Here is a 21,618-nt window from a genome sequence, read left to right on the forward strand (position 1 = left end):
ACTCCTTGGATCTCGGGTTGCTCAGATATTCGTGAGCGGCAGAGATCAACAAGGGATTCCGCGGACCACGTACACAGAAATAGGTATGCGGCCGGCGAGACGCCGGCCGCATGTGTACGAGGGGGTCTGATCAGGACATCTGGCTGGGCCGGGGCCCCGAGTCGAGGTCGAGCACCACGCTCGAGGTGGCCGCGCCGTTGAGGAACACGGTCACCGCGTTCTCGTGGGCGTCGTACAGGGTCAGCTCCACTGTGATGCCGTTGAGCATGGCGTCCCGCACCAGCCGGGCGACACCCTCGGCGTCCGCGTCGGCGATGCCCCACTCCTGGCCGCCGATGATGAGCTTCTTGGTCATGCGTCTACTCCTTCGATCGAAAAGGTGAACGAGAAATCCTGGGGGTGCCGCTGGTGGCGCCCGAGCCCGAACTGCTCCTGGGCCAGCAGCGAGGTGCGGTAGAGCCCGACGCTGCGGCCGACCACGCCCAGCAGCAGCTCGTACGCGGTGTTGACGAGCACCGCGGCGGCCCCGGCGACGGCGACGGCCACCGCGGCGTGGGGCGAGGGGATGGCCAGCCCGGCGGCCTGCACCTCGGGGGAGGTGAGCCGCTGCTCCAGCAGCGCGCCGAGGGCCTGGCTGCCGGTGGTGTCGCGGGAGACCCAGACGGCGATGTCGAGGAAGTCGACGGCCGGCCCGTGATAGATCAGCGCGTTGTCGAGGGGCAGCCGCTCGTCGTCGTGGACGTTGCTGAACCGCATGGTCTCGGCGTGGTAGGCGGGCACGCCCCCGGCGCCGTTGGTCAGCACCATCGCGTCGACCCGGATGTCGGCGCTGCCCAGTGCCCGGTTGCGGTGCACGATCAGCTCGCCGATCCGCACGGCGACCCGGCCCGGGTTGGCGCCGCGGGCCGAAAGGAGGCGTACGGGCTGCTCGGGCCGGTCGTCGACGAGGAACGGCGCGGTCTCGGCCTGCGGCGGCGGGGTCGGGCTGACCACGAAGTCGATCGGCACGACGGCGTAGCGGACCCGGCTCGCCGGCGCGTCGCCGATCTCGCGGGTGGCGCCGGTGGCGATCTGGCCGAGCAGCCGCTCCAGCGGGGACTCCGGGGCGGTGGCCGAGCGTACGCCCTGTTGCCGCAGCACCCCCACGTCGACCGGACCGTCGCTGATCAGCGCGAGCACCGTCTCGGGCCGGGCGACCGCCGTGCTGATGCCCTCGGGCCAGGTCACGGTGACGCCGGTGAGCCGCCGGCGGTCCTCGTCCCACCCGTACGTGTAGGTCGCGCCCGCGGCGAGCCGGATGCCGCCCGGGTCGGCCGCGGTCAGCGGCTCGATCCGCGAGGCGATGCCGACGTCGAGCAGCGAGACGAACATCGCCCGGTCGCCGTTGTTGCGCAGCCGGATGTAGATGCGCTCCTCCCCGTACGCGAAGAGCAGTGCCCCGCTGCGCTCGAGCGGCTCCTCGCGGCCGTCGCGCACCCGTCCCCACTCGACCTGCACGTCGTGGGTCAGCGGCTTCTGCGGGTCGCCGGTGAGCCGCCGGATCGCGGTGGCCTGGGCGATCCGCTGCAGGTTGGCCATGATCGAGCCGATCCCGAGCGACGTCGCCGGGTAGGGCTGGTGCAGCGGGTCCGCGTCGTCGTGCACCACCAGGCGGCCCTGCTCGTCGGCGACCACCGCGACCACGGCCTCCGGGTCGGGCCGCAGCAGCGGACGCAGGTTGATGGCCTTGGTCAGCTCGGCCGCGGCCGGGTGGCCGAGGGGCAGCCGCACCGGCAGAGCGGAGGCGGCGGCCCGGGTGCGGTGCGCGCGGGCGTCGGCCGGCAGGTCCCGTCCGGGGCCGGCCGCCCGCAGCCGCGCGGTCGCCGAGGTCGGCTGCACGCTGGTGACCGTGGCGGTGCCGAGCGCCGGCCCGTCCTGGGGCCCGGTGGCGCCGCCCGGCATGATCGTGAACTCGTCGTGCGGCTCCACCCCGAGCAGCGGCGCGCCCAGCAGCTGGATCTGCTCCGGCGTCACGGCCACCACCGGCAGCGAGCTCAGCGGGTCGAGGTCGGTCGTCTCGAACGGCGCCCGCGCCGACGGGCCCTCCGCCTCGGGCCGCTGCACCGGTTGCATCTCCTGCACGTCCCGGCGCACCGCGTCGAGCAGCGTCGCCCAGCTCACCCGCAGGCCTTGGTGGTCGCGCAGGGCCCGGGTCAGCGCGTCGGTCAGCAGCCCCATCTCGACGCCGTCGCGGTTCGCGGTCTCCCAGGCCGACTCGGACGGCGAGCAGGCCACCACCCGTACGGCGTGGGGGTTGCTGATCAGGGAACGCGGGTCGTGCTTCAGCCCGGCCAGCACCTCGGCGTTGTGCCGCCGGACCTTGTCGTAGCCGAGCTTGACGGTCGGCGACCGCAGCAGCGCCTTGACCCGCATCTCGGACTGCCGCGACATGTGCGCGGCGTGGCAGCAGTCGAGCACGACCGTGGTGTTGAGCGCGACGTCGGTCAGCCGGGCCAGCAGGACTGACAGCTCGACGCCGGTGATCCCCCGGAACTCGCCGGTGTCGTCGAAGTCGTCGGGCACGATGAACGGCTGGTCGGGTCCGTCCTCGGCCTGGGCCCGGCCGCCGTGCCCGCTGTAGTAGAGGACGTAGGCGTCGTCCGGGCGCGCGTCCACGATGAGCTTCTCGTACGCGTCGAGGACGGCCGCGCGGGTCGCGTCCGGCGTGACCAGCCGGGTCACCTGGAACCCCCGCGGTTCCAGGGCCGCGGCCATCGCCTCGACGTCGTTGCGCACACCGGTCAGGCCGTCGTTCTGCGAACCGATCAGGAGGGCTTTTCGCGTCATGCCTGCCTCTGACGGACGGGACGGTCAGGCCTCGGGGAAGACGTTGTCCGTCCGCGCCTTGGCCGAGGCCTTGCCCTGGCTGTTCACGCCCATCTTTCGATAGACGCGCTTGATCTGGGTCTGCACGGTGCTGCGGGCGACGCCGCGGGCCCTCGCTATGCGAGCCGCGTCCTCGCCTTCGTACAGCAGCCGGAGAATCTCGAACTCGGTCTCGGTCAGCCCATAGGGCCGATCGGCCAGGTCGCGACCGAGCCGCCGGGCCAGCCGGACCACGTCGTTCAGCAGCGGCTCCGCGCCCAGGCGACCGGCCTCGCGGTGGGCCTCCAGCAGCGGCTCCTGAGTCCCACCGGGGGCCGCGGCCTGCCGATAGCGGGCGTAGGCGGCCTCGTACGGCCGGTCCAGCCCCTGCCAGCCCCGGGCCACCTGGTCCCACACCGTCGTCGTGTCCGCGTCCTGCAGCCGTAGCCGTTCCGCCTGGCAGAGCCGGATGAGCTGGTCGATCTCCGCCGTGGGCTCGGCCGGTCGCGCCTCGAATCCCTCGCGGGCCAGCTGATCCCCGACCGCCATGGCACGGTCGCGATCGGTCTGCGCGAGATCGGCCGCGCAGCGCAGCCCGACCGCGCACAGCCGCAGCCGCTCCAGGCTGTTCTCCCCGCCGCGCAGGGCCTCGACGCCGCGCGCGACCTCCCGTACGGCCGCGGGCAGGTGGCCGGCGCCGAGCGCGAGCCGGGCCCGGATCGTGTGCAGCGGGCCGAGGAACCGGGGGTCGCCGTTGAGCTCCACCGCCTCGATCGAGGCCAGCAGCTCACGGGCCGGGTCGTAGTCGCCGCGGGCCACCTTGATCTCGGCCAGGGTCAGCCGCGGATAGATGCTCTCGGCCGGCGGCCGGTCCAGCAGCACCTCGTTGACGATCTTCTCGGCCTCGTCCCATTCGCCCAGCATGAGCCGGGCGACGCTGGCGTTGTTGGCCAGGATCATGGCCTGGGTGGTGGCGCCGAGGTCGAGCTTGCGCGCCTCGGCCAGCCCGGTTTGTGCCGCCTGGGCGGCCGCGCGCAGCCGGCCGGCGTTCTCCAGGATCAGCCCCAGGTTCGCGTACGCCCGCAGCAGGTCCTCGAGGTGACTCTCGGCGCGGGCGATCGTGATGGCCTGGTTGAGCCGCTCGACGCCGTCCTCGACGTCGCCGAGCATGCCGCGCGCGAGCCCCGAGACGCCGAGGGCCCGGCCCTCCTCGGCCCGGGCCCCGGCCTCGATCGCCACGCGCAGGGCGGCGTCGGCCAGGTCGCTGCCCTCGGCGTAGTGCCCGTCGTGCAGCCGGGCCAGGGCGATGCCGGCCAGCACCCGGGCCTTGACCGCCGAGTCCGGCCGCCCGTCGAGCAGGTCGGCCGCCTCCCGATACTCCTGGGCCGCTTCCTGGCGGCGGCCCGCCTCCCACAGATAGTTGGCGTGCCGCTCCTTGAGGTCGGCCTGACCCGGCCCGGCCTCGGCGATCGCCGCCTCGATGTGCTCGAGGGCCCGGTCGGTGTTGCCCGACCAGCGCGCGGCCTCGGCCGCGACGGCCAGCAGCCGTACGTGGGAGAGCCCGGCCGCCTCGTGCGCGCCGGTGACCCGGTGCCACAGGGTGAGCGCCCGGTCGAACTGCACCCCGGCCGACCTGAACGCGAAGGTGCGCATCGCCTGCTCGCCGGCCTGCACGGCCGAGGCGAACGCCTCCGGCCAGCTGGCGGCCTGATACCAGTGGCTGGCCAGCTCGGCCGCCGCGGACCCCTCGGCCAGGCTCAGGCTGGGGTCGGCGGCCAGCGCGCGGGCCATCGCCGCGTGCAGGTCGACCTTGGTGTCGCGGTTGGTCGTCTGATACACCGACTCGCGCAGCAGCGCGTGCCGGAACCGGTAGGTGTCCTCGTCGCGTCCGGTGATCAGCATCTGCCGGTCGAAGCACTCCTGCACGGCGGCGCCCAGGGCGTCCCGCTCGAGCCCGCTGACCAGGCGGAGCAGGCGGCGGCTGACCGTCCGGCCGGCCACCGCGGCGACCTGCAGCACCCGCATCGCGTCGTCGCCGAGCCCGGTCAGCCGGGTCAGCACGATCGACCGCAGGTCGGCCGACAGGCGCACGCTCTCGGGGCTGGTCAGCGCGTCCGCCGCGAGCAGCTGCTCGGCGTAGAAGGGGTTGCCCTCCGACCACTCGAGACACCGCCGCACGAGGGCCGGGTCGGGCTCGCCGGCGCCGCCGTTGAGCAGCCCGCGCAGCTCGGGCAGGGTGAACGGGGCGAGCTCGGCCCGCACGACCCGCCGGATGAAGTTCCCGCTGTTCAGCAGCTGCCACAGCGGGTCGGTGCGGCCGAGCTCGGCCGAGCGGAAGCTGCCGACCAGCAGCAGGCGGCGCCCCTCGGTGCGGGCCTGGGCCAGGTGCCGCACGAGGTCGAGGGTGGACGGGTCGGCCCAGTGCAGGTCCTCGATGATCAGCACGAGCGGCCCGTCGACGTGCTGCAGCATCCGCCGCACGTTGACGAACACCTGCTGCGGTCCGGAGATGTGGTCGCCGCCGTCGAAGAAGTCGCTCAGCCGCCGGTATTCCTCGGTCCGCTCGCCGAACTCGCGGCCGAAGACCTCCAGGATCTCGAGCAGCGGGCCGTACGGCATGGGGTCGCCGAAGTGCTCCTCGCACACCCCGGCCAGCACCCGGGCCCCCGACTCGCGGGCCCGGCCGGCGAACTCGCTCAGCAGCCGGCTCTTGCCGATGCCGGCGTCCCCGCCGATCAGCACCGTCTTGGCCGTGCCCTGCCGCACCTCGTCGAGGCGCCGGGTCAGCATGTCCAGCTCGGCGCCGCGGCCGATGAAGGCGGGCCGGGCCGGTGATCCGTCGGGCATGGACACACGATCGCGCATCGGCGGCGCCGCCTGAACCACCGCTCAGCCGACGGCCGGATCGCCTCGGTCACCGGATTCGTCGCTTCGGGCGATGCATTCTGCTTAAGGTGGCGCCCCGGTCCCTGGCGGGGAACCGGGGCGCCGGCTTGCGTCAGCCCTTGATGCCGTGGACCGGGGGCACGGTCAGGGTGCGCTTCTCGGGCGTGCCGCCCAGGATGATCTCGCGCAGCGACGAGTTGTTGGTGGTGTCCAGCTCGGCCAGCTTGTTCTCCGGGTTGGCCAGCGTCTGGATGTAGTAGGTGCCGTTGGGCAGGTCGGTGATCTCGAACGACTGACCCGGCCGGAACTGGCTGTAGGTGTCGCCGTTGCCGATGTCGAGAACCTCCCGTACGGCGATCACGGTGTTCGCGCCGCACGAGGTGGACAGGTCGGTGTTCTCCGGCCGCCACTTGGCGTTCGGGATCGTGAAGTCGACCGCGTCGGTGTTGGCCAGGCAGAACGCCTCTTTACCGCTGCGCACGGCGAGCTTCTGGGTCGAGTCGAGCAGGTTGTACTGCGCGAAGTCGGTGAAGTGCCAGTGCAGGTGGCCCTCCCGCGGGTCCCACTCCATCGTGCCCGCGGGCCGGCTGCCGACCTGGTTGCCCTTGGCATCGAAGAAGTACTGATACGCGTCCATCAGATCGGTTCCCGTACGCCGGAAGCCGTCGACCAGCAGCGGCGAGGTGCCCGCGTTCCAGACCGTGGCGCCGAAGTTCACGTACGTCTTGCCGTCCTCCTCGGACAGCGAGATCTCCCACGCCGGCAGCGACCGCAGGTCCGGCCGCGGCCCGCCCTTCGGGGTCGCCTTGAGCGGCGTCGGGCGCTTGGCCGGCGCGCGCAGCTCGGGCACGTACGCGGAGACCTGGCGCTTGGCGTCGCCCTCGGCGGTGTGGATCGAGTGCTCGTCCGGCTTCTCGACCGCGGCGACCCGCGCGTCGGCGGCCTTCACGCGGGCCAGGCCGGCCCGGTCGGTCTCGGCGTCCACCACGGTCACCCCGACCTTGGCGGTGGCCTGGTCCTGGGGGATGCCGAACAGCTCGCGATAGACCGGGCTCACGGTGGCGGTGGCGGTGTACTGGCCGACCGGCAGGTCGAACTGCTGGCCCTCGGGGAGCTGCGGCTGGTCGGTCACGGCCGCGTCCCAGCCCGCCTGCACGCCCCAGACCGCGCCCAGCGTGAACGGGTTGTAGTTGCCGCAGCTGGTCGGGTACGGGTTCGCCGCGGGGGCGTCGGGCCGGGTGCGCCCGGACGACCACGTGTTGCCGCAGAACGAGGTCTTGTACTCGGTGACCACCTTGCCCGCCTGGTCGGCGATGCTGATGGTGGTGAAGTCCTTGAGGCCGGAGAAGTCGGTGACCATCCCGGCCGGCAGCGCGACCTTCGACTTCTTGCCGTTCTTGACCACCGTCCGCTCGGCCACGATCGGCTTGTCGTAGCCGCTGCGCTTGGCCCAGATCTCCAGCGGGTCCTTGCCCGCGATCACATGCAGGCCCAGGTCGAACGAGAAGTAGATCTCGCCGTCGTAGTCGTACCGCTCGGCGGTCACCTGGGAGGTGGCGGCGACGAACGACAGCGGGGGCGGGGTGGCCGCGGCCTGGGCCACCCCGACTCCGGCCGCGGTCAGCGCCAGCGCGGCGGCCACGGCGCCGTACGTCATCAGGCGCGAGCGGCGGCGGCGCTTCTTCAGCGGATCCGTCATGGGGTCCTTCCGGTCGGGCGGCCGCCGGGGGAGCGGCCGCTGCCGACACATCTAAGGTTCGGAATGTATGGATCCTGTGAGGTTTCTGTGCGATGGCACGAACCCGTGAGAAATTCGCACCTCCGGCCGAGCCGGGCTCCACCGAGACATCGGCCGAAAGTCAGATGCGCCGACCGTCCGATGTGTGAACCGAGTCCTTGATCACCTATCGGTGCGGTCGTCATTAGGATCGAACGCGATGGATTAGCATGTCGTGATCCACGCGCGGACATCGGGGAGAGACGCATGAACATGGCCAAGCAGGCCCGGCTGGCGGCCGTCGCGCTGCTCGCGATCGGCGCCGTCGCGGGTTGCGCCAAGGACGACACGAGCACCACCACCGACAGCGGGGTCAAGCTGATCAAGTCGGGCGCCATCGTCACCTGCACCCACCTGCCCTACGCGCCCTTCCAGTCCAAGGACGCCAGTGGCAAGGTGGTCGGCTTCGACGTGGCGCTGATCGACCTGGTCGCCACGAAGCTGAGCGTCACCCAGGAGATCGTGGACACCCCGTTCGAGGGCATCAAGTCGGGTGCCGACCTCAATTCCGGCAAGTGCGACGTGGCCGCGGCCGGCATGACCATCACCGACGAGCGCAAGCAGGTGCTCGACTTCTCCGACCCGTATTTCGACGCCACCCAGGCCCTCAACACGCTGCCCGGCAAAGAGGTCAAGACGCTGGAGGAGCTCAAGGGCAAGCGGATCGGCGTGCAGGGCGGCACCACCGGCGACGACTACATCAAGGCGCAGGTCAAGGAGAAGAGCCTCGACCTCGAGGTGGTGGCGTACAAGGACCTCGCCGCGCTGCAGCAGGCGCTGGCCACCAACCAGGTGGCGGCGGCCGTCGGCGACCTGCCGGTGTGGAACGACTACATCAAGGCCAACCCGGGCAAGGCGGTCGTCACGGCCGGCTTCGACACCGGCGAGCAGTACGGCTTCGCCGTCAAGAAGGGCAACGCCGAGCTGCTCAAGGCGGTCAACGACGCCATCTCGGCGTCGCGCACCGACGGCACGTACGACAAGATCTACGCGGAATGGATCGGCGAGAAGCCGGCCGCGTAAGCCATGAAGCTGACTCCACGACGCCGGCGGCGGCTCTTCCGCGTCGCCGGCTACGTCGTCTTCGCCCTGGTCATCGTCGGGGTGGCGGCCGCCGCCGACTGGGGGCGGCTGTCCGACGCGTTCCTCCGGTCCGACGTCGCCCGGAGCATGTTCCCCGAGGCGATCACGGTCGCGCTGCGCAACACGATCGCGTACACGCTGCTGGCGTTCGCGTTCGGCCTGACCATGGGGCTCGTCCTGGCGCTGATGCGGCTGTCGACGATCCTGCCCTACCGCTGGTTCGCCACGGCGTACATCGAGCTCTTCCGCGGCCTGCCGTCGCTGCTGGTGCTGTTCATGGTCGGCTACGGCGTGCCGCTGGCCTTCCCCGACCGCGAGATCCCGGGCGGCGTCTACGGCTCGGTCACCGTCGGGCTCGGCCTGACCGCGGCCGCCTACATGGCCGAGACCCTGCGCGCGGGCATCCAGGCCGTCCCCAAGGGCCAGCTCGAGGCCGCCCGTACGCTCGGCATGTCGCACCCGCGGGCGATGATCTCGATCGTGCTGCCCCAGGCGTTCCGCATCGTGATCCCGCCCCTGACCAACGAGATCATCCTGCTCACCAAGGACACCTCCCTCGTGTACGTGCTGGGGGTCACGTCGTCGACCATCGAGCTGACCAAGTTCGCCGGCGACGCGCTCAACCAGCGGGTCAACCCGACCCCGCTGGTCGTGGCCGGGCTGCTCTACCTGGTCATCACGCTCCCGCTGTCGCAGGTCGTGCGGGGGCTGGAACGCCGGGCGGCGAGGGAGAGGTGACCGGCATGTCCACGATCGAGATCGACGGCCTGCACAAGTCGTTCGGCAAGCTCGAAGTCCTGCGCGGCATCGACCTGTCTGTCGAGCCGGGCGAGGTGGTCTGCGTGATCGGCCCCTCCGGCTCCGGCAAGTCGACCCTGCTGCGCTGCGTCAACCTGCTCGAGGAGCCGACGTCGGGCACGATCCGGGTGGCCGGGGCCGAGGTCACCGACCCGGATGTCGACATCGACGCCGTACGCCGGGGCATCGGCATGGTGTTCCAGCAGTTCAACCTGTTCGGCCACCTCACCGTGCGCGAGAACGTGACGATCGCCCAGCGGCGGGTGCTCAAGCGCGGCAAGGCCGAGGCCAACCGGATCGCGTCGGAGAACCTCGACCGGGTCGGCCTGTCCGACAAGGCCGACTCCTATCCGGCCCAGCTCTCCGGCGGTCAGCAGCAGCGCGTCGCGATCGCCCGCGCGCTGGCCATGGACCCGCGGCTGATGCTGTTCGACGAGCCGACCAGCGCGCTCGACCCGGAGCTGGTGGGCGAGGTGCTCGCGGTCATGCGGGGCCTGGCCGCCGACGGCATGACCATGCTGGTCGTCACGCACGAGATGGCGTTCGCGCGCGAGGTCGCCTCCCGGGTCGTCTTCATGGACGCCGGCGTGATCGTCGAGCAGGGCCCGCCGGCCCAGGTCTTCGGCCGCCCCCGCGAGGAACGCACCCGCGAGTTCCTGCATCGGGTGCTCGAGCCGACCCGGGTCAGCGAGGCGGAGCTCAGGGACTGAGCAGCCCCCGCCGTGCGGCCTCGGCGGCGGCCTCGCGGCGGTTGGCCACCCCCAGCTTGCGCAGGATCGCCGCCACGTGATGGTGCACGGTCTTCTCCGACAGATAGAGCCGGCCCGCGATCGCCGCGTTCGACTCGCCCCGGCCCAGGTGGGTCAGCACCTCGGCCTCGCGGCGGGTCAGGTGGGCCGGATGCCGCTCGGTCGCGGCCCGCGGGCCGTGCGGCAGATCCCGTACGCCCTGTCGCCGCAGCCGCCGGGCCAGCAGCGCGGCGGCCGGCCGGGCCCCGAGCCGCCGGAACTCGGTCACCGCGGTGCGCAGGTCGGCCTCGTCGTCCGAGCCGGCCAGGGCCAGCGCGGCGTCGTAGGGGCAGCCCAGCTTCGTCCACCGGGCGGCGGCCGCGCGCGTCTCCCCGGCCAGTTGCGCCGCGTACGGGTCGAGCACCGCCCCCACCGGCTCGCGGACCCCGGCCAGCCGCCGCAGCCAGGCCAGCTCGCCGGCCACCCAGGCCGCGTTCCGCTCGACCGCCAGCGCGAAGGTGCCGCCGTCGTCCTCCGGCTCGCGGCCGTCCAGCCAGCCCGCCTCCGCCCGGGCCGCGGCGACCGGCGCCCGATACTGCAGCTCGGTCTGCCCGTACGCCAGTGACCGGGCCTCGTCGAGCGCCTCCCACCGGCGTGGGTCGCCCCGGCGGGCGCGGGCCAGGCCGAGCACGGTCAGCGCCAGCAGCCGCAGCAGCGGAACCGAGCGCGCCGACCGCAGCACGTACTCGGCGTCCCCGATCGCGGCGTCCGCCCGGCCCAGGTCGAGGTGCATCCGGGCCCGGTGGACGACCACGTAGTACTCCCACGCCTCCAGCCCCAGCTCCCGGCAGGCCGCGACGCCCCGGTCGAGCCACGGTTCGAGGTCGTAGGCCCGGGTGCGGGTCATGGCCCAGCCCAGGTGGATGTAGGCACGCCCGACGTGATCGTCCAGGCCCGCCTCCGCGGCCACGGTGAGGCTGCGCCGCAGGCTCGTCCAGCCCTCGGGCCGCCCGGCCAGGAACTGCATGGTGCCGACGGTGTTGAGCACGTACGCGAGCACCTCGGGATCGTCGTCCGCGACGGCCAGCGCGCGCTCGCCCCACGCGATCGTCTCGTCGTGGCGTTCCGCGTTGAGGTGCGTCGCGGCCAGCACCCCGTACGCCCGAGCCAGCTCCCGGCCCGGCGGCCCGCCCTCGAGCAGCCGCAGCGCCTCGTCGCCGGTGCGGGCCGAGTCGTCCGTGCGCCCGACGCACCACAGCTCGCGCGACAACTGGGCCAGCGCCGCACCCTGCCGCCGCTCGTCGCCGGTGGCCCGCCAGTGCGCGACCGCCTCCGCGAGGGCCTCGATCGAGGCGTCCATCTGGTCGGTCAGGTAGCACTCGTACGAGCGGGCCTCGAGCAGCCCGGCCCGCACGCCGGGGGCGAGCGTGTCGGCGAAGCGCAGCGCGTGGGCGTAGTGGGCGGCCGCCTCCCGGTGCGCCCCGGCCGACGCCGCCTGCTCGGCCGCCGCCGGGGCGAACCGCAGCACGGCCTCGGTGTCGCCGGCCGCGTCGGCGTGGTGCGCCAGTCGGGCGAGATCCGGCGTACGGGAAAGGGCTTTCAGGACCCGGCGGTGCAGGGCGACCCGGCGGTGCGGCGACAGCGACTGCTCGACGGCCTGGCGGGCCAGCTCGTGCCGGAACTCGATGCCGCCCGGCGCCTCCCGCAGGATGCCCGAGCCCAGACACTGCTCCAGGGCGTCGGCGGCCTCCGGCACGAGCGCGTCGAGCAGCCACAACTCGGCCCGGGGGAGCGCGATCGCGACCGCCTCCAGCACCGTCGTCGCGTCGGCGCTGAGCCAGGCGGCCCGGGCCATGACCGCGTCGCGCACGGTCGGCGGAATCGAGCCGCCGGGGGAGGCCAGCACCTCGGTGACGAAGAACGGGTTGCCGGCGGTGGCCCGGTGCAGCCCGTACGGGTCGAGGCCGTGCGGCGCGGCCAGCGTGGCCACCGCGGCGACCGACAGCGGCGGCAGGTCGAGCCGGAGCATCGGGGTCGTCCCGCCGAGCAGCCGGCGCAGCGGGTGGAAACGGTCCAGCCCGTCGTCGCGATAGGTGCCGACCAGCAGGGCCGGGATCGTGTCGATGCGGCGGGCCAGCAAATTGAGCACGTCGATCGTCGCCTCATCGGCCCAGTGCAGATCCTCCACCACGACGACCGTGCCCGGCGCCGCCTCGGCCGCCCGCACCAGCGCGGCCGCTATCCGGTAGGCCTTCGCCCCGGCCGTCACCAGCTCGTCCAGCTCGCCGCCGGTCGCGCGGGCGATGTCGGCGAACGGGCCCAGGGGGCGCGGCGTGAACAGCGGGTCGCACGAGCCCCAGAGCACGCGCGACCGGTCGCGGCAGAAGTGCCGCAGCAGCGCCGTCTTGCCGCTGCCGGCCTCGCCGCCGACCAGCACGAGGGCGCCGGGCCGGGTGGCCGCGCCGGCCAGGGCCGCCAGCTGGTCGGAGCGCTCGACCAGTTCGGTCATCGGTCCACCGTGGCAGGGCGCCGGGCCCGCGTCGACGGTCGTGTAGGTAACCCGACCCGTTAACTGGGTAACCGGCCGCCCCAAGATGGGAAATCGCTGCCGATCCGCCCGTCCCCGGCCGGTCCTAGCGTTCTGAGCAGTTGCTTTACGCGAGGAGGACTGACCATGAGATTGCTCCGGAGATTGTTCGCGCCGGCGGCCGCGGTGGCGTTGATCGCGGGGGCCGCCACCCCCGCGTACGCGTCCTGGTGCCGCTCCGACCTCGACCGGCTCAGGCACCAGACGGCGAAGTATCAGCAGGTGACGGTGGCCGAGCAGGCCGGATACGGCAAGTTCGCCGACGTCGACGGCGTCACCTGCATCGACATGCCCGGCATGGGCGCGATGGGCGTGCACTACGTCAACGGCGACCTGGTCGGCGACGGCAAGATCCGAGCCCGTACGCCGGAGGCCATGGTCTACGAGCCCGACCGGGCCGGGCGCCCGCGCCTGGTCGCGGTCGAATACATCGTGGTCAAGCAGGCCTGGAAGGACGCCGGGCACCGCAAGCGGCCCTCGCTCTACGGCCAGAAGTTCAACTACACCGCGAGCCCCAACCGATACGGGCTGCCGCCGTTCTACTCGCTGCACGTCTGGGCCTGGAAGCACAACCCGGCCGGCGCGTTCGCGATGTGGAACCCGCGCGTGCACTGCCCGGGCGGCCACACCGGCCCGCACGCGGGACACCACTCATGATCCGGGTCGCCGGTGCCGTCGCCGCGGGTATCGTCCTGGCCCTTCCGGCCGCGCCCGCCCTTGCCGCGCGACCCGACCTGCCGGATCCGCCGCGGCCGGCCGTTCGCACGGTCGAGGTGCAGGTCGTTTCGCATGATCGGGTCGCCGAGGGGGTGCAGATGGTGGCGGCCGGCGCTATCGGGGCCGCCGCTGCCGCGGCCTGGACCACACGGCGCCGCCGGCCGGCTTGACCTTGTCACTGTGACAAGGTCTTCACTGGGTGCCGGAGGTGGTCCTCATGACCCTAGTCACCGCGCTCAGCGCCGGGGAGTCGTCGACGCGGCTGCAGGCCGCCCTGGCCGCCGGCACCCAGGCCGACCCCGGCCTGCTCGAGACGCTGATGGCCCGGTGCGCCGTCGAGCCCGACTTCTTCGTGCGCGACATGCTCACCTGGGCCCTCACCCGGCTGCCGGCCGAACTCACCGTGCCCCGGCTGGTCGCCGAGCTCGGTTCGGCCGTCCCGCAGGCCCGCAGCCAGGCATTGCATACGCTGTCCAAGGTCGGCGACGACCGCGCGTGGCCCGCGATCACCCGGTCGCTGCTGCGCGACCCCGACGACGAGGTCGCGCGGGCCGCATGGCGTACGGCGGTCGCGCTCGCACCCGAAGGCGAACAGGAGGGGCTGGCGGTGGAACTGGCGGCACAACTCGGTCGCGGCGACCGGAACGTCAAGCTCAGCCTGAGCCGGGCCCTGGTCGCCCTGGGCGAGGTCGTCGAGCCGGTGCTGCGGCGGGCTCAGGCCGGCGCCGACCCCGAGGTGCAGGCGCACGCCCGGGCCACCGAGACGCTGCTGCGCGACCCGGAGGCCGGGTTCGACGGCGCGATCGAGGACGCCAAGCGGATCTTCGCGTTGAGCCCCCAGCGCTGATGTTGATCGGCGAAGTCGCCCGGCGCTCCGGGGTGAGCACGCGGATGCTGCGGCACTACGACCGGCTCGGGCTGGTGCGCCCGACCGGTCGTACCGTCGGCAACTACCGCGAGTACTCCGGCGCCGACATCCGCCGGATCTTCCATGTGGAGAGCCTGCGGTCGCTGGGGTTGTCGCTCAAGCAGATCGCCCAGGCCCTCGAGGATCCCGAGTTCACCCCGGCCGCGCTGGTCGGCGACCTGATCCGCGGGATCGAGGAGCGGCTCGAACGCGAGCAGGAGCTGCTGCGGCGGCTGCGGGCGGTCGACGCGACCCGGCCGGAGGGCTGGCCCGACGTGCTCCGCATCGTCGAGCTCATGCACGGGCTCGGCTCGCCCGACGCGGCCCGCCGCCAGCAGGCCGTGCTGTCCCCGGCGTCCGCGGTATCCTTCGCGCCGGACCAGCCGGTGTCCGAGGACGTGCCGGTGCCGGTCGACCTGCTGGCCGGGGCGGTGCTGGCCGAGGCCGACCCCAACGTGGCGGGCGCCCTGCGCTGGGCGCTGGCCCGAGCCGGCGACGACGGCCTGTCCACCGTGGCCGCCGGCATCCACTCCGGCGATGTCGCGGTGCGGCGCCGCGCGGTGCTGGCCGTGGCCGGGATGCCCGGCGCGGAGGCGACGGCCGTGCTGGCCGACGCACTCGGGGACGACGATTTCCTCGTACGGGGAAACGCGGCTGTTGCTCTTGGGTCGAGGGGCGTGGCGGCGGCCGTGCCCGTGCTCGTGACGATGATCGTCGAGGGCGTGAAGGACGTCGACGCGGCCGAGGCGCTCGGAATCCTGGCCCGGGAGCACAGTCACGCCGACGAGATCGTCAAGGCGCTGGGCGCCGAGCTGGCGGCGGACACCCCGGTGCGGATCCGGCTGGCTCAGGCGATGGTCGAGATCCCCGGCACCGAGGACCTGCTGCAACGGCTGGCCCAGGACGAGGACGGCTCGGTGGCCCTGATCGCCGCGGCCTTCCTCACGATGCGCGGGCGCTGAGCCGCTGCTCTACGATGCGCCCGCGTTGACCCGCCGTGCCAGCGCCTCCCGCTCGGCCGCCTCCCGCTCCGCCTGCGCCTGCTCGGCCGCGGCCCGCACGTCGTACGCGTCCCGCGCGGCGGCGATCCGCGACTGGTGCCGCTCGGTCCAGCTGACCAGCGTCTGAATCGTCAGGTGCAGAGTGGCGCCCATCTCGGTCAGCGCGTAGTCGACCCGCGGCGGCACCGTCGCGTGCACCGTCCGGCTGACCAGCCCGTCGCGTTCCAGGTGCCGCAGCGTGCGCGCGAGCATCCGCGGGGCGATCTTTCTCGAGGGCATCGACGTCGCGATGCTCAACGTGGCCCTGCCGGCCGTCCGGGCGGACCTCGGCCTGTCCACTGCCACCCTGAGCGGCGTGGTCAGCGCCTACGTGCTCGGCTACGGCGGGTTCATGCTGCTCGGCGGGCGCGCGGCCGATCTGCTGGGCCGGCGGTGCATGTTCCTGACCTGGCTGGCCGTGTTCGTGGTCTTCTCGGGGCTCGGCGGGCTGGCCACCGAGGGCTGGCAGCTGCTGGTGGCCCGATTCGTCACCGGCGTGGCCGCGGCCTTCCTGACCCCGGCCGGGCTGGCCCTGATCACCGCCAACTTCCCGGAGGGCCCGCAGCGCAACCGGGCCCTCGGCGTCTATGCGGGCACGGCCGCGGGCGGGTTCTCGCTCGGGCTGGTGGCCGGGGGAGCGCTGGTCACGGCCGGGTGGCGCTGGGTCTTCTTCGCGCCGGTGCTGCTGGCCGCGGTCATCCTCGTGGCCGCGCTGTTCCTGATTCGCGACGATGTTCCGCCGCGGGTGACCCGGTCCTTCGACCTGCCGGGTGCGTTCACCGTCACCGCGGCCATGCTCCTTCTCGCGTACGCCGTGGTGTCTCTGGATCTTGTGCCGGCACTGGCCGGAGTGGCGTTGCTCGCGTTGTTCGTCGCGATCGAGCGCCGGGCCGCGCACCCGCTCGTCCGGCTCGGTCTGCTGCGCTCGGCCCGGCTCGTGCGCACGAACATCACCGCCCTGCTGTTCCTGTTCGCGTTCGCCGGGTTCCAGTTCGCCCTCACGATCTATCTGCAGGAGCTGCGCGGCTGGACCCCTTTGCAGACCGGCCTGGCCATGCTGGTGGTGGGCGTCGACACCGTGCTGGCCCCGACCCTCACCACGTGGCTGGTCAACCGCTTCGATCCCGTACGGGTCCTGTTCGCCGGCCTGCTGACCGGCCTGACCGCGTACGGGCTGTTCCTGCGCGTCACCGGCGACTGGACGTACGCGGCCATGCTGCCCAGCCTGATGCTGCTCGGCCTGGCCTTCGCGCTCGCCTACGGCCCGCTGACGATGGCCGCCACCGACGGCGTCGACGGGCACGAACACGGCCTGGCCGGCGGCCTGCTCTACACCGCGATCCAGTTCGGCACCGCGCTCGGCATCTCGGCCGTCACCGCCGTCGGCGTCGACTCCGGATCGTTGCGCACCGCCCTGCTGCTGCCGGTCGCGGCCCTGCTGGTGGCCGTCGTGGTGACGGCCACCAGCCTGACTCCCCGGCGGGTGCCTAGGGATATTGTCCGTCGAGCAGCCCGTTGACGTACTTCTCGATGTTGGTGTAACCGGTCTTGTCGAAGTCACCGTTCGCGTCGTTGACCGACAAGTTCAGCCCGTACGTGGTCTCCCAGGCATCCGGCATGCCGTCGCGATCGCCGTCCGGCTTCGCGGCGGCCCCCGGCAACGTGCCGTACCCGTTGTTGGTCAGGCCCGTGGCCGTCTGGCTGGCCCACAGGTTGCCCTTGGTGCCGAGCGAGGTCACGTCGGCGACGACCAGCTTGTCCACGTCGTCGCGGGGCAGGGCGCCCGCCTTGGCGATCACGTCCGGATAGGCGGCCGCCGCCGCGACCGTGGGGATCCTGGCGGTGTCGGCCGAGAACGGTGCCGTCAGCTCGGTCGCGCCGCCCCGCACCACGGCCGCCGACCCGTTCAGCCGGCCGTCCTTGTTGCTGTCGACCCAGTTGTCGCGGTTGTAGATCTGCTGGTTGCCGGTTTGGTAGTAGTAGTTCGAGGCGCTGGTCGTGCGCGGGCCGGTGATGAAATAGTTGCCGACCACGTCGTGCAGGAAGTGGCCGCTGGAGTTCCCGGCGGTGTATCCGGCCTGATAGTTGTAGACCACGTTGTTCACGAACTGGGTGTTCGCCTTGGCCAGCGGGTTGCGGTTGTGGGAGTTGGCCCACAGGTTGCGCCACCAGGTGTAGGGGCCGGTCTCGGTGTGCGCGCCGAACTGCTGGCCGATCGGGTTGGCGTCGATCGAATACTGCATCGTGATGTTCGAGGCCCGTACGGCGTCGATGTTGTTCCACGCTCCGAACTCGATCGACACGTGATCGAAGATCAGGTTGCTCGCGTCGAGCCAGTTGACGCCGTTGTTCTTCTGATCCGCGTCCTCGGTGCCCATCCGGAACCGGAAGTTGCGGACGATCACGTTGGCAGCGCTGTTGAAAGAGACCTCACCACCCTGTACGCCGATGCCGGCCCCGGGCGCGGTCTGGCCGGCGATGGTGATGTTGCTCTTGACCAGCACCGTGGAGGACAACTTGATGTAGCCACCCACGTCGAAGACGACTATGCGGTTGTTCGCACCGACCGCGTCGCGGAACGAGCCGGCGCCGGAGTCGTTGAGATTGGTCACGTGATAGACCGTGCCGCCGCGCCCGCCGGTCGCCGCCGCGCCGAAGCCGACCGCGGTGGGGAAGGCCTTGACCGGACCGCCCGGCGGGGTCGTGGTAGGCGGGGTCGTCGACGGCGGGGTCGTTGTGGGCGGGGTCGTTGTGGGTGGCGCCGTCGTTGCTGGTGGCGCTGTCGTCGGCGGCGTCGTGCTTCCCGTGCAGGCCGTTCCGTTCAGCGTGAAAGCGGTCGGCACCGGGTTGCTGCCCGTCCAGGTGCCGTTGAAGCCGACCTCGACCGACCCGCCCGTGCCGATGGCGGCGTTGTAGCTCGCGTTGGTGGCGACGACAGCGCCCGAGGCGGTGAACCCCCAGGCTTGCGTGATGGTCTGCCCGGCCGGCAGCGCCCAGGCCAGCTGCCACCCGTTGATCGGGTCGCCGAGGTTCTTGATCGTGATGGCCGCCGTGAACCCGCCGGCCCACTGCGAACTGACCCGATAGTCGACCTGGCACCCGGCCGCCGCCCGCGCGGTGGTGGCCACGGCGACGCTGGCCAGCAGGGCCGCGGCGGCGACGGCAGCGGTCTTACGTGTGCTCTTCATCAGATCACCGGATTCCATCCGTCGGACCCCGCCAGATACCGCTGCGGGGTGTAGTTGACCGCCGCCGCGTCGCTCAGCTGCGGGCGGTTGCTGTTCGTGCCGGCGCCCGCGCCCGTGTTCTTGTACTCGAAGAACCGCGCGTTCTTCCACGTGTTCTCGGACATGTCCGTCCACGGCTGCGCGGTTTTCATGGTGGCGCTCAGGCTGCACTCGCGGAACAAGACCTGCGCCGCCGGGCCCCACGGCCGTCCCAGCTGGGTGACGTTATTGGCGGCACCGGTGATGGTCGATTTGTAGAACAGGATCCCGTACGTCAGTGAGGCATCGGTGTTGGCCGCGGTGATCGGGCCGCCGCTCGAGCGCTTCTCATGGATCGTCGAGTTGTGGAACACGGCCGACGCCCCGCCGAAGATGAAGTCGACCGTGCCCTCGACGTACGAGTTCACGAAGTAGTGCCGGTAGTTGTTGACCAGCAACGTGTCCTGGTTGCCGAGGAACCGTACGTTGGTGAAGACCGCCCGATCCCCGTTGACGTTGACCGCGACCGCCTGGCTGCCCTCGCCGTAGTCGTTCGCCATGGTCAGGTTGGTGCCGGCGAAGTCTCGCGCCTTGACGAAGACCGTCGCGCTGTTCGAGGTGCCGTAGCCGCCGGCGTTGCTGTGGTTGTTGACGATCACCGTCTGGCCCGGCGCCGATCCGAGGCCCTGCAGGGTCACGTACGGCTTGTTGATCGTGACGATCTCGCGATAGGTCCCGGCCTTGATCGTGATGACCCGGCGCGTGGTGTTGGTCGACGGGACGGCGTCGATCGCGGCCTGGACCGTCGTGTATTGACCGGTGCCGTCCTTGGCCACGGTCGCCGTCGTGGCCGGCGGGGTGGTGGCCGGCGGCGTGGTTGGCGGGGTGGTGGGTGGCGTCGTCGGTGCAGTGGGCGGCGGCGTGGTCGGAGCTGTGGCGCCGGTGCAGGCCGTGCCGTTCAGCGTGAAAGCGGTCGGCACCGGGTTGCTGCCCGTCCAGGTGCCGTTGAAGCCGACCTCGACCGACCCGCCCGTGCCGATGGCGGCGTTGTAGCTCGCGTTGGTGGCGACGACAGCGCCCGAGGCGGTGAACCCCCAGGCCTGTGTGATGGTCTGCCCGGCCGGCAGCGCCCAGGCCAGCTGCCACCCGTTGATCGGGTCGCCGAGGTTCTTGATCGTGATGGCTGCCGTGAACCCGCCGGCCCACTGCGAACTGACCCGATAGTCGACCTGGCACCCGGCGGCGGCCCGCGCGGTGGTGGCGACAGCAAGGGAAGCCACGGTGCCCAGGCAGGCGACAACCACGGCGGCGATCTGTCTGCGATTCACAGTCTTCTCCTCAGACGCTGGTGCAGGTCAGGGTGGGGGTGGTCGCCGTGCCGGAGGCGAGGAAGCCGAACGTCGTCGACGCCGAGGCGGCCAGCGCGCCGTTGTAGGACTCGTTGGCCACGGTCACGGCCGTACCGCTGGTGGTGAGCTTGCCGTTCCAGACCTGGCTGATCGCCTGGCCGCTGCCGAGCGTCCACCGGGCCGACCACCCGCTGATCGGCGCGCTGCCGGCCGTCACCGTCACCTCACCCTGGAACCCGCCGTCCCACGTGTTCGTGATCCGATAGCTCGCCGTGCACGCCCCGGTCGCCGGCGGCGCGGTGGTGGGCGGCGTGGTCGTCGGGGGCGTGGTTGTCGGCGGCGTGACCTGTCCGCCCTGCGCCGCGTGGTCCAGGTACTCCTCGAGGTTGCGATACCCGTCGCCGTCCGCGTCCCCGTTGTGGTCGTCGCTGTTCGGGTTGAGCCCGTTCGCGCTCTCCCACGTGTTGGGCATCCCGTCCCGATCCGTGTCCCACCCGCTGGGCGAGTTCACCGCCGCGGCGTTCCACAGCGCGTTCCACTGCGAGGTGTTGTAGTTGCTGATCAGCGTCCCGCTGGTCGTACGGGTCTCGCTCACGATGCGTGAGTCGACCGCGTCGCGCGCCCACCAGAAGGCCCCGGCCCCGTCGAGCACCTTGGGCAGCGCCGTGTACGCCGCCTCGGTCGTCATGTTGGGCACCGCGAACCGGCTCGACCTGTGCGTCGACGCCGTGAACACGTCCCAGGTCGCGTCCGACCCGTTGGTCAGGTTCGAGTCCCCGTCGTAGTCGACCTTGTTGCCCGACTGGTAGAGCGTCGTGCCGGTCGCTCCCGTGTAGACCTGCGGGCTGCTCGAGTTGTGCCGCAGATAGGTGTTGCCCACGAAGTTGGCGTTGACCAGCTGATTCTCGCCGCTGTACCCCTTACCCTCGAAGACGACGTTGTTGCTCCACTCGACGTAGTTCACCGCCCCCGTCTCGTTCCCCAACCGCGGCAGCCGACTGGTGTTATGGGCGTACAGGTTGTGGTGATAAGCGATGTTCGAGCCGTTCACATCACTGCCGATCAGCGACCCGTACGCGTGCCCCGCGTAGTTCAGCCCCTCGGCCACGATCGCGTACTGCACCGTGATCTGCCCCGCCGCGTCGCTGGCGCTGATCCCCTCGTCGTCGGCCCAGCTCACCGACACGTGGTCCACGATGATGTTGTCCCCGGTCAGCCAGAGCCCGTCGTTCGTCGCCGTCTCCGGGTTGGCCTGATCCTTCCCCGGCCGGAACTTCACGTGCCGAATCACCACATTGCTACCCGTGACCTTGGTCGCCTGCCCCATGATCGTGATCCCCGGCTTGGGCGCGGTCTGCCCCGCGATAGTCAAATTGCTCTTCCCGATCGACAACCACCCCTGCCGCCCCGCCGGCGACAACTTGATCGTCCCCGCCACGTCGAACACGATGGTCCGCCCACCGCTCGGCGCATTGTTGATGCCGTACCGAAGCGAGCCGGCCTGCGGACTGCTCGCGTTGTCGGTCAGATTGGTGACGTGATAGACATCGCCACCTCGGCCACCGGTCGCATACATGGCCGGCCCGGCCGCCCCGGGAAAGGCAGCCATTGCGGCAGCACTGGCCGAAGGCCCAGTAACGACCAACCCGACCAGGACGAGGACACCGGCCGCCAGAGCAGCCAGTAAGGTGCGTAG

General features: G+C 71.8%; 17 protein-coding genes. 8 read left to right on the forward strand and 9 right to left on the reverse strand.

The window, feature by feature from the left end; translation table 11 throughout:
• Positions 1–130 precede the first annotated feature (130 nt).
• The 4 genes from JKJ07_RS27440 to JKJ07_RS27455 form a co-directional block, all read right to left on the reverse strand.
• Positions 131–355, reverse strand: a complete 225-nt coding sequence (locus JKJ07_RS27440) for a hypothetical protein (protein WP_202994692.1) — start codon at positions 353–355, stop codon at positions 131–133.
• A complete protein-coding gene (locus JKJ07_RS27445; protein ID WP_202994693.1) occupies positions 352–2,826 on the reverse strand; it encodes a caspase family protein in 2,475 nt (824 codons plus the stop codon). Before JKJ07_RS27445 ends, JKJ07_RS27440 begins: the two co-directional genes overlap by 4 nt.
• Before the next feature lie 24 nt (positions 2,827–2,850).
• A complete protein-coding gene (locus JKJ07_RS27450) occupies positions 2,851–5,691 on the reverse strand; it encodes an ATP-binding protein (RefSeq protein ID WP_202994694.1) in 2,841 nt (946 codons plus the stop codon).
• Positions 5,692–5,842: 151 nt separating this feature from the next.
• Entirely contained in the window at positions 5,843–7,429 is a 1,587-nt protein-coding gene (locus JKJ07_RS27455) for a lysyl oxidase family protein (RefSeq protein ID WP_202994695.1), read from the reverse strand.
• Between the two features lie 285 nt (positions 7,430–7,714).
• Here JKJ07_RS27455 and JKJ07_RS27460 point away from each other — a divergent pair, with 285 nt between their 5' ends.
• The 3 genes from JKJ07_RS27460 to JKJ07_RS27470 are packed head-to-tail and all read left to right on the forward strand — an operon-like array spanning position 7,715 to position 10,098.
• The gene (locus JKJ07_RS27460; protein WP_202994696.1) at positions 7,715–8,530 is read left to right on the forward strand and encodes a transporter substrate-binding domain-containing protein; all 816 of its coding nucleotides are present in this window, start codon (positions 7,715–7,717) and stop codon (positions 8,528–8,530) included.
• 3 nt (positions 8,531–8,533) lie between these two features.
• Positions 8,534–9,328, forward strand: a complete 795-nt coding sequence (locus JKJ07_RS27465) for an amino acid ABC transporter permease (RefSeq protein ID WP_202994697.1) — start codon at positions 8,534–8,536, stop codon at positions 9,326–9,328.
• A gap of 5 nt (positions 9,329–9,333) precedes the next feature.
• On the forward strand, positions 9,334–10,098 hold the full coding sequence (locus tag JKJ07_RS27470; protein ID WP_202994698.1) for an amino acid ABC transporter ATP-binding protein: 765 nt from the start codon (positions 9,334–9,336) through the stop codon (positions 10,096–10,098).
• Here the strand turns inward: JKJ07_RS27470 and JKJ07_RS27475 are convergent.
• Positions 10,088–12,625: an ATP-binding protein gene (locus JKJ07_RS27475; protein WP_202994699.1), complete on the reverse strand. Its 2,538-nt coding sequence runs from the start codon at positions 12,623–12,625 to the stop codon at positions 10,088–10,090. The two genes, JKJ07_RS27470 and JKJ07_RS27475, sit on opposite strands and share 11 nt — an antisense overlap.
• 165 nt (positions 12,626–12,790) lie before the next feature.
• On the opposite strand from JKJ07_RS27475, the gene JKJ07_RS27480 reads away from it, so the two are divergent.
• From JKJ07_RS27480 to JKJ07_RS27495, 4 genes are read left to right on the forward strand one after another with little or no spacing between them, the layout of a single operon-like run.
• Positions 12,791–13,360, forward strand: a complete 570-nt coding sequence (locus JKJ07_RS27480) for a hypothetical protein (protein WP_202994700.1) — start codon at positions 12,791–12,793, stop codon at positions 13,358–13,360.
• Positions 13,357–13,590: a hypothetical protein gene (locus JKJ07_RS27485; RefSeq protein WP_202994701.1), complete on the forward strand. Its 234-nt coding sequence runs from the start codon at positions 13,357–13,359 to the stop codon at positions 13,588–13,590. Before JKJ07_RS27480 ends, JKJ07_RS27485 begins: the two co-directional genes overlap by 4 nt.
• Before the next feature lie 47 nt (positions 13,591–13,637).
• Positions 13,638–14,267, forward strand: a complete 630-nt coding sequence (locus JKJ07_RS27490) for a HEAT repeat domain-containing protein (protein ID WP_202994702.1) — start codon at positions 13,638–13,640, stop codon at positions 14,265–14,267.
• Entirely contained in the window at positions 14,267–15,289 is a 1,023-nt protein-coding gene (locus tag JKJ07_RS27495; RefSeq protein ID WP_202994703.1) for a MerR family transcriptional regulator, read from the forward strand. Before JKJ07_RS27490 ends, JKJ07_RS27495 begins: the two co-directional genes overlap by 1 nt.
• 9 nt (positions 15,290–15,298) lie before the next feature.
• Here JKJ07_RS27495 and JKJ07_RS27500 read toward each other — a convergent pair whose 3' ends face one another.
• Positions 15,299–15,580 carry a winged helix-turn-helix transcriptional regulator gene (locus tag JKJ07_RS27500; protein WP_236030027.1) on the reverse strand — a complete coding sequence of 94 codons (282 nt, stop codon included), beginning with the start codon at positions 15,578–15,580 and terminating at the stop codon, positions 15,299–15,301.
• Here JKJ07_RS27500 and JKJ07_RS27505 point away from each other — a divergent pair.
• On the forward strand, positions 15,567–16,886 hold the full coding sequence (locus JKJ07_RS27505) for an MFS transporter (RefSeq protein WP_307834435.1): 1,320 nt from the start codon (positions 15,567–15,569) through the stop codon (positions 16,884–16,886). The genes JKJ07_RS27500 and JKJ07_RS27505 overlap by 14 nt on opposite strands.
• Here the strand turns inward: JKJ07_RS27505 and JKJ07_RS27510 are convergent.
• Genes JKJ07_RS27510 through JKJ07_RS50185 form a run of 3 tightly spaced genes read right to left on the reverse strand, consistent with a single transcriptional unit; the run spans position 16,855 to position 21,531 of the window.
• A complete protein-coding gene (locus tag JKJ07_RS27510) occupies positions 16,855–18,555 on the reverse strand; it encodes a cellulose binding domain-containing protein (RefSeq protein ID WP_202994705.1) in 1,701 nt (566 codons plus the stop codon). The two genes, JKJ07_RS27505 and JKJ07_RS27510, sit on opposite strands and share 32 nt — an antisense overlap.
• A complete protein-coding gene (locus JKJ07_RS27515) occupies positions 18,555–19,901 on the reverse strand; it encodes a pectinesterase family protein (RefSeq protein WP_202994706.1) in 1,347 nt (448 codons plus the stop codon). The genes JKJ07_RS27510 and JKJ07_RS27515 overlap by 1 nt, the downstream gene beginning before the upstream one ends.
• A gap of 10 nt (positions 19,902–19,911) precedes the next feature.
• Positions 19,912–21,531, reverse strand: a complete 1,620-nt coding sequence (locus JKJ07_RS50185) for a cellulose binding domain-containing protein (protein ID WP_236030028.1) — start codon at positions 21,529–21,531, stop codon at positions 19,912–19,914.
• Positions 21,532–21,618: the final 87 nt, after the last annotated feature.

It is taken from the genome of Paractinoplanes lichenicola (genome assembly GCF_016785085.1).
GTDB lineage: Bacteria > Actinomycetota > Actinomycetes > Mycobacteriales > Micromonosporaceae > Actinoplanes > Actinoplanes lichenicola.